Raw genomic sequence first — 1,324 nt, forward strand, 5'->3', positions numbered from 1 at the left:
AGTTAGTCAATGTCGAGCGACTTGAGGCGCCTGTAGAGCGTGCGGAGGTTCAGGCCCGATGCCTTGGCGACCTTGGTCTTGTCGCCATCAAACTGCTCAATCAAATCTAAAAAATATTTACGCTCCATGTCTTTTAGATTTGGCGGGCCGCCCTCAGTTCTCTTCGGTTCTCGCGCCGGCGCCGCGCTGGCGGGGGCCTTGGGTGCACTGGTGGCGGCTTCGGGGCCAGACGCTTCCGCCTGCCCACCAACAATTTTGTCCATCGACATGTGCTGGTTCAAGTCATCAAACATTTTGTCGTCGGCTCCCGATGGCCCCGGCGCAGCCTGCTCAGGCTCAGGCGCCGCCAGCATGGTCGGGGACGTTGCCGCGGCTATGGCCTGATATTGTGTGTCGCCAGATTGGCGAGCGAGTTCCGCATAGACCCCCTCTGACGCCTGATCGGCCAAGTCAAAATAAGCCGTGCCCCGTATGGCTGCCTCAACATCCTTCAGGGTGACGTGGTCATCCTTCATTGATGACACGCAGCGCAGCGCCAAATTACGCAGCTCGAGTAAGTTGCCCGTGTAACTGTGTGACTTCAGCCGCACCAAGGCATCGTCGTCGATGGAAATCGGCCGGCCGTTCCCAACTTGGAACAAGAGCGTCTTGAACAGCGTCGGAATATCTTCGAGGCGGTCGTTCAGTCTCGGCATGTGGATGATCAGCGGCGTCAGAAAATGCTGTAAATCTTGACGGAACTTACCCGCCTCGACCAGCGCCTCTAGAGTGGCGCTGGAGGACACTATCAGGCGGACATTTGAACTTAGGGTCATGCCACTGCCAACTGGGCGGTATGTCTTCGTCTCCAGAAACCGAACAAGGGCAGCTTGAGAGTCGCGCGTGAGCTCCTGCACCTCGTGCAGATAGAGGGTGCCGCCCTCGGCTAGCGCGACCGCGCCCTTGCGAACCAAGTCGCCGTCAGGCGTCACGCGGCCAAATAGATCCGACAAAAAGTTGTCGTGGTCGAGGGCCATGCAATTTACGATACTCAGGCGGCCCTCATCGGCCCCTGACGCCCGGTGAACGGACACCGCCGCCTGCCTCTTGCCCGTGCCAACCTCTCCAATGATGCAGAGATTATCGCTAGAGCGCGCGGCCTCCATAATCCGCTGGATTAGCGTCTGGAACATTGAGGACGATTTTTGATCAACCATTATTCCTTCTCCGCGCTCACAGTACAGGGTCGAACTTCATAAGCCAGCGTACCAAATATGGCGTTAGGACGGTTCATGTCATTAAACTCCTCTCGCCGTATCACCACTGATAGTCCCAGGTGACATCA

The 1,324-nt window shown here is 57.4% G+C and carries 1 protein-coding gene; it reads right to left on the minus strand.

Annotation, left to right across the window (positions count from 1 at the left end; all coding sequences use genetic code 11):
• Nucleotides 1-2: 2 nt before the first annotated feature.
• Complete coding sequence (locus AAC620_RS12345) at nucleotides 3-1,196, minus strand: sigma 54-interacting transcriptional regulator (protein ID WP_340245415.1); 1,194 nt, start codon at nucleotides 1,194-1,196, stop codon at nucleotides 3-5.
• Nucleotides 1,197-1,324: the final 128 nt, after the last annotated feature.

Source organism: Roseobacter sp. HKCCA2468 (assembly GCF_037805105.1).
Classification (GTDB): Bacteria; Pseudomonadota; Alphaproteobacteria; order Rhodobacterales; family Rhodobacteraceae; genus M30B80.

Bases quoted from the DNA above. Each gene is read 5' to 3' on its own strand.
- AAC620_RS12345 (WP_340245415.1), bottom strand. From the start codon at position 1,196: ATGGTTGATCAAAAATCGTCCTCAATGTTCCAGACGCTAATCCAGCGG.